Raw genomic sequence first — 5,629 nt, forward strand, 5'->3', positions numbered from 1 at the left:
CGTGTCGGTGTTGACCGACAGCCCGGGCCAGCAAGGCACCTGGCCGTTCCTGATGGTGGTGATGCCCAGCGCACAAACCCGCGATACCGCGATGGCGCAGCTGTGGACGGCAGGCCTGGGCGTCACCCGCCTGTTCATCCACGTATTGCCGGGCTACCCGGCACTCACCCCGCTGTTACAGCAAGGCGCCGATATCCCCCGCGCGCAAAGCTTCGCCGCCCAGACACTGTCGATCAGCAATAGCCACTGGCTGACGGACGAGCTGTTCGAGCAAGTGCTGGATCATCTGCGGCGGATTCTTAAACGCTAGGCCCAGCTTTGATCGATACGGGTCAACAAGCGCGCATTCAGCTCATTCTGCTGCTGTTGCCAGATCACCACCTGGTTCTCCGGCAGCTCTTCCTGGCCATCCGACGCACTCAGCCAGCGCTTGAACTTGCTCTGGTAGTGGTAGGCGGACACGTCGCCGGTAATGTCCGCGCCAATAATGCTGCCGTGGCAGGCGTCGATCAGCGCATTCAAATGCTTCTCCAGAAACTCGCCCTGGTCCCAATTGGTATTCACCACCTGCGGGCTCAGCACGTCTTTGTCGATGGAGAGATACACCGGCAGCGAAGGGTCGAGCTGCGCCAGGAACGCGCTCATCAACTCGTCCGCGCTGGTGAATGCACGATTGCTGCGGCCTGCGCCGATCCAGTTCAACCAACGGGTATCGACGTTGGTGTTCCAGTAGGTCAGCTTGCGTTTCACCAGCGGCGACCAGTGATTCTCCCAGGCGTGCTTGAGGGAAATGTCCGGCGAGCCAATGCCCAGCACGTGAACGTGTTCGACCTGCGGCAGGCGGCTGGCCCAGTAGACCCAGGACCCACAATGGATGCCAAACGGATAACGCATGTTGTCCGGGTGGTTATCGCAAATGATCAACTGGATCTTTTGCTGGGTGGGAAGACGGTTCAACAACAGCTGGCTGAGGTGGTGATAATCACCGCTGCCGGTAAACACACAGCCGTAATCGCTGGGCATCTGCGCGTGCAGGGCGTTCTCCAGCTCCTTGAACTGCGCCCAGCGGCAGCCGAAACGGATTTTCTCCTGCCAGGCTTGCAACGGCAGGGTAAGGGCGCCGGGAATGTTATTCACGGCCCCGTCAAAATCGAGGATCAATGCGGGACGGGCCTGGCTCATGCGGTTTGCTCCTGCTGCCACTGGGTATCGCTTTCAAAATGGTGCCGGAAACGGTTCATCACTTTGCGCAGCAGCGGGTTCCTCACCCACACCAGATGGCGGGTAAACGTGAACTTGGCGCCGAGGCTGGATTTGACCTGCGGATCGGTCCACCCCGCGACATAAAACTGCAGGCCCTTTTCCAGGGCGAACTCCAGGTTCACAAACCAGCTGACGAAGTACAGGTTGTGCTCCAGCGCCAGCGGGTAGTTCAGGCCGATGTACTTGTCGAGCAACTTGCCGTCTTGCTGGTAGCACAGGTTATAGCCAACCAGTTCGTCCTCGTCCCAGTAGCAGAACACATGCCCGCCGCTGTCGGCATCGGTGAGCAACTGGATGAAGAATTCGGGCGTGAGCAAGTCGAAGTGGATTTCGCTCTGTGCGTACACCGCCTTGTACAGCCGATACAGTTCCTGCTGCCATTGCTCATCGCTGAAGCGGACATCGCCGGTGTCCAGGATCTCGATGCGCAGCTCATCACGGCTGCGTAGCTTGCGGCGGATATTGCGGCGACGGCTGTGGGACAACCGCGACAGATACTCATCCGTCGAGCTGAAGTCGATCGGTACATAGGCCAGCGCCTGGCCCTCTACATTGATGAATCCGCGCTGGGTGCAGGCCTCGATCAACGCGTGTGCGTAGCGATTGTCCTCAACGCTGAGCAGCGGAGAATCCAGCGGCACATCCTTGACGATGGTGAGCTTGCGTTGCGGTGCACACTCCTGTTGCAGCCATTGCGCCATGTCCTGTGGCGGTACGTTCAGCGGGAACGGGGAATATTCGCTGACCGTGGTGCCGATAAAACAGGTGTCGATATGCAGCCATGACTGCCACAAACGGTACCCCGGCCAACTGCGCAGGCGGCTACGCAGCTCATCGTCGGCGGTGGTCTGCAGGTCGAACCGGGTGAAAAAGTACGGCAGTCCCTGTGCTGACAGCTGGGCAGTGAAACCCACCGGCGGGTATCGCAAAAAATTGCTGATCAGCGATGGCGTTTCCATGCAGCAGGCATAAGGCACCTGTGCACGGCTGGGATCTGTCATAAATTGCATTCCGAAAGTGATAGCAAAGGCGCGCCCGGATGACGGGGTGAATCATCGCGCCGCTGGTTTCATGTAACAGAGTAAACATAATACTCCGCCTACCCGCGGCCCACTTCAGAACCCCCACTTCATGCAGCTCAGGTTCAGGGAGCACGAACCCGAGAGCATTTTCCGCAGCGCTCGCCAAACCCACTAAACTGCCCGAATCTTCACGGTGACCGACTAATAAGGGACAACCCATGAAACGCATCCTGACCGCGCTGGCCATCCTGCTCGTAGCCCTTATGGTTGGCGCCGGCTGGTACGTGTACAGCAAGCAGCCGACCCGCCAGGGCACGGTGGAGCTGGCCCATCTGCAAGGTTCGGTCACGGTGCGCTACGACGACCGAGGCGTGCCGCATATCCGCGCCGAGAACGAGACTGACCTGTACCGTGCCCTCGGCTACGTACATGCCCAGGACCGGCTGTTCCAGATGGAAATCATGCGGCGCCTGTCCCGTGGCGAGCTGGCCGAGGTGCTGGGACCCAAGTTGCTGGAAACCGACAAACTGTTCCGCAGCCTGCGCATTCGCGAGCGCGCCTTGAGCTACGTCGAACACATGGACCATGAGTCTGCGTCCTGGAAGGCCCTGCAAGCCTACCTGGACGGGGTCAACCAGTATCAGGACAGCCACGCCAAACCCATGGAGTTCGACGTACTGGGCATCCCCAAGCGCCCGTTCACCGCCGAAGACACCATCAGCGTCGCCGGCTACCTGGCCTACAGCTTTGCCGCAGCCTTTCGCACCGAACCCTTGCTGACCTACGTACGCGATCAGTTGGGCAACGACTACCTGAAGGTCTTCGACCTCGACTGGCAGCCCAAGGGCGCGCTGAACCTGGCGGCCGGTGACTGGAAAGACCTCGGCGCCATTGCCCAGTTGAGCGAACAGGCCATGGCCGACAACGGCCTGCCGCAGTTCGAAGGCAGCAACGCCTGGGCCATCAGCGGCAGCCGCACCAAGAGCGGCAAGCCGTTGCTGGCGGGTGACCCGCATATCCGTTTCTCGGTGCCGTCGGTGTGGTACGAGGCGCAGCTGTCGGCGCCGGGCTTCGAGCTTTACGGCTATCACAACGCGCTGGTGCCGGTGGCGTTCCTGGGCCACAACAAGGATTTCGGCTGGAGCCTGACCATGTTCCAGAACGATGACCTCGACCTGATCGCCGAGAAGGTCAACCCGGACAACCCCAACCAGGTCTGGTACCACGACAAGTGGGTGGACATGACCAGCAGCGAGCAACAGATCGCGGTCAAGGGCCAGGACCCGGTAACCCTGACCCTGCGCACCTCGCCCCACGGTCCGATCATCAATGACGTGCTCGGCGAGAATGCCGGCAAGACGCCGATTGCCATGTGGTGGGCATTCCTGGATACCGAAAACCCGATCCTCGACGGTTTCTATCAGCTCAACCGTGCCGATACCCTCGCCAAAGCGCGTGCGGCGGCGGCCAAGGTCCAGGCGCCTGGCCTGAACATCGTATGGGCCAATGCCAAGGGCGATATCGGCTGGTGGGCGGCGGCGCAATTGCCGATCCGCCCGGCCGGGGTCAACCCGGGCTTTATCCTCGACGGCAGTACCGCCCAGGCGGACAAGCTCGGTTTCTACCCATTCAGCGCCAACCCCCAGGAAGAAAACCCGGCCCGCGGTTATGTGGTGTCCGCCAATGCCCAGCCCGCGTCACCCACCGGCATGCCGATCCCCGGGTATTACAACCTGGCAGACCGTGGCCAGCAGTTGAACGCGCAACTGAGCGACAACAGCGTGAAATGGGACGTGGACAACAGCCAGGCCTTGCAGCTCGGCACCACCACCGCCTACGGCCCACGGCTGCTGGCACCGCTGCTGCCGGTGCTGCGTGACGTGGTCAAGGACCCGGCGCAGTTGAAGCTGGTGGAGCAACTGGCAGCCTGGAAAGGCGATTACCCGCTGGACTCCACCAGTGCCACGCTGTTCAACCAGTTCCTGTTCAACCTCACTGACGCGGCGTTCCACCCGAAACTGGGCGATGGGATGTTCAAGACCTTGCTCACCACCCGGGTAGTGGACGCAGCCTTGCCGCGCCTGGCCGCTTCAGCGGATTCGCCGTGGTGGGATGGCCACCGCGCCGAGACCGTCAAGCTTGCCTGGGACAACAGCCTGCAACACCTCAAGGCGACCTTTGGTGAGGATCCATCGCAGTGGCAATGGGGCAAGGCCCACACCCTGACCCACGGCCATCCACTGGGCTCGCAGAAGCCGTTGGACAAGATCGTCAACGTAGGCCCGTTTGCCGCTCCCGGCACCCATGAAGTGCCCAACAACCAATCCGCACAGATCGGCCCGGCGCCGTGGCCGGTGACGTACGGGCCGTCGACCCGACGCCTGATTGATTTCGCCGATGCCGCACATGGGCTGACCATCAACCCGGTCGGGCAGAGTGGAGTGCCGTTCGACAAGCACTATTCCGATCAGGCGGAGACGTACATCGAAGGCGGGTATGAGCAGGCGCATTTTAATGATGAGGAAGTGACGGCGAATACTCGTAGTACGCTCAAGCTGTTGCCGGCCCGGACACCGCAATAACTGAAGAAACAAAAAACCAATGTGGGAGCGGGCTTGCTCGCGAATGCGGTGGATCAGTCAATACATCTGGTGACTGACACTCCGCANNAGCGGGTACGCAGCCGCCCCGGCGCCTCACCGTAGGTTTCCTTGAATTTCTTGCTGAACGCCGCCTGGGATTGATACCCCGCCCGAGCGGCAATATCCGTCAGGCTCAGCCGCGACTGATGCAGCAGGTTGAACGCCAGCTCCATGCGCAACTGCGTCAGCAACACCCACGGCGACACGCCCGCCACTTTGACAAACCCACGCATGAAGGTCGCCCGGGACATCGACGCGGCGCTGGCCAGGCTGTCGATGGTCCACTCATGCCCAGGATCCGCCAGCATCGCCTGCCAGGCCTTGCCCAGGCGTTTGTCGGTCAACAAGGCAAAGGTGCCCGCCACCGGCGCTTGCTGCGTCAGCCATGCCCGCAGGATCAGGGTGAACAACGCCGACGACAGCGCATCAATGAAAAACCGCGCCCCCAGCCGCTGCCCGTCCGCCTCGCTGCGCAGCAGTGCGATCAATGCCGCCAACTGTCCATCGGCCTGCCACTGCCGGCTGGACACCACCAGGTAGTCCGGCAACGCACTGAACAGCAACGACTGGCGGTTGTAGCGAAAGCTGCCGCAGAGCATGTCCACGTCCGGCTGCTCACCGCCCAGGCGATGGATCGGCAGCAAGCCGCCTTCGATCACGGTCTGCGCCACCGGCTTTACCCGCGCGCCCTGGCTGCGCACC

4 protein-coding genes and 1 pseudogene are annotated in these 5,629 nt (G+C 61.6%); 2 read left to right on the forward strand and 3 right to left on the reverse strand.

Annotated elements, in window-relative coordinates:
* Positions 1-310, forward strand: a pseudogene (locus HX846_RS15950) (nucleotide sugar aminotransferase); the annotation flags it as partial.
* Here HX846_RS15950 and HX846_RS15955 read toward each other — a convergent pair.
* Together HX846_RS15955 and HX846_RS15960 are read right to left on the reverse strand one after the other, a co-directional pair.
* Positions 307-1,182 carry a hypothetical protein gene (locus HX846_RS15955; protein WP_177020263.1) on the reverse strand — a complete coding sequence of 292 codons (876 nt, stop codon included), beginning with the start codon at positions 1,180-1,182 and terminating at the stop codon, positions 307-309. The pseudogene HX846_RS15950 and the gene HX846_RS15955 sit on opposite strands and share 4 nt — an antisense overlap.
* On the reverse strand, positions 1,179-2,264 hold the full coding sequence (locus tag HX846_RS15960) for a GNAT family N-acetyltransferase (RefSeq protein WP_178965696.1): 1,086 nt from the start codon (positions 2,262-2,264) through the stop codon (positions 1,179-1,181). Before HX846_RS15960 ends, HX846_RS15955 begins: the two co-directional genes overlap by 4 nt.
* A gap of 239 nt (positions 2,265-2,503) precedes the next feature.
* Between HX846_RS15960 and HX846_RS15965 the strand changes: the two genes are divergently transcribed.
* Entirely contained in the window at positions 2,504-4,867 is a 2,364-nt protein-coding gene (locus tag HX846_RS15965; protein WP_178965697.1) for a penicillin acylase family protein, read from the forward strand.
* 53 nt (positions 4,868-4,920) lie between these two features.
* On the opposite strand, the gene HX846_RS15970 is transcribed toward HX846_RS15965, so the two are convergent.
* Positions 4,921-5,629, reverse strand: a 709-nt coding sequence (locus tag HX846_RS15970) for an AraC family transcriptional regulator (RefSeq protein ID WP_178965698.1), incomplete at its 5' end; no start/stop codon positions are given.

The organism is Pseudomonas sp. K5002 (assembly GCF_013386655.1).
Lineage (GTDB): Bacteria > Pseudomonadota > Gammaproteobacteria > Pseudomonadales > Pseudomonadaceae > Aquipseudomonas.

Excerpts from the sequence above, each read along its gene's own strand:
- HX846_RS15955 (WP_177020263.1), bottom strand. The coding sequence starts at position 1,182 with ATGAGCCAGGCCCGTCCCGCATTGATCCTCGATTTTGACGGGGCCGTG.
- HX846_RS15965 (WP_178965697.1), top strand. The coding sequence starts at position 2,504 with ATGAAACGCATCCTGACCGCGCTGGCCATCCTGCTCGTAGCCCTTATG.
- HX846_RS15960 (WP_178965696.1), bottom strand. The coding sequence starts at position 2,264 with ATGACAGATCCCAGCCGTGCACAGGTGCCTTATGCCTGCTGCATGGAA.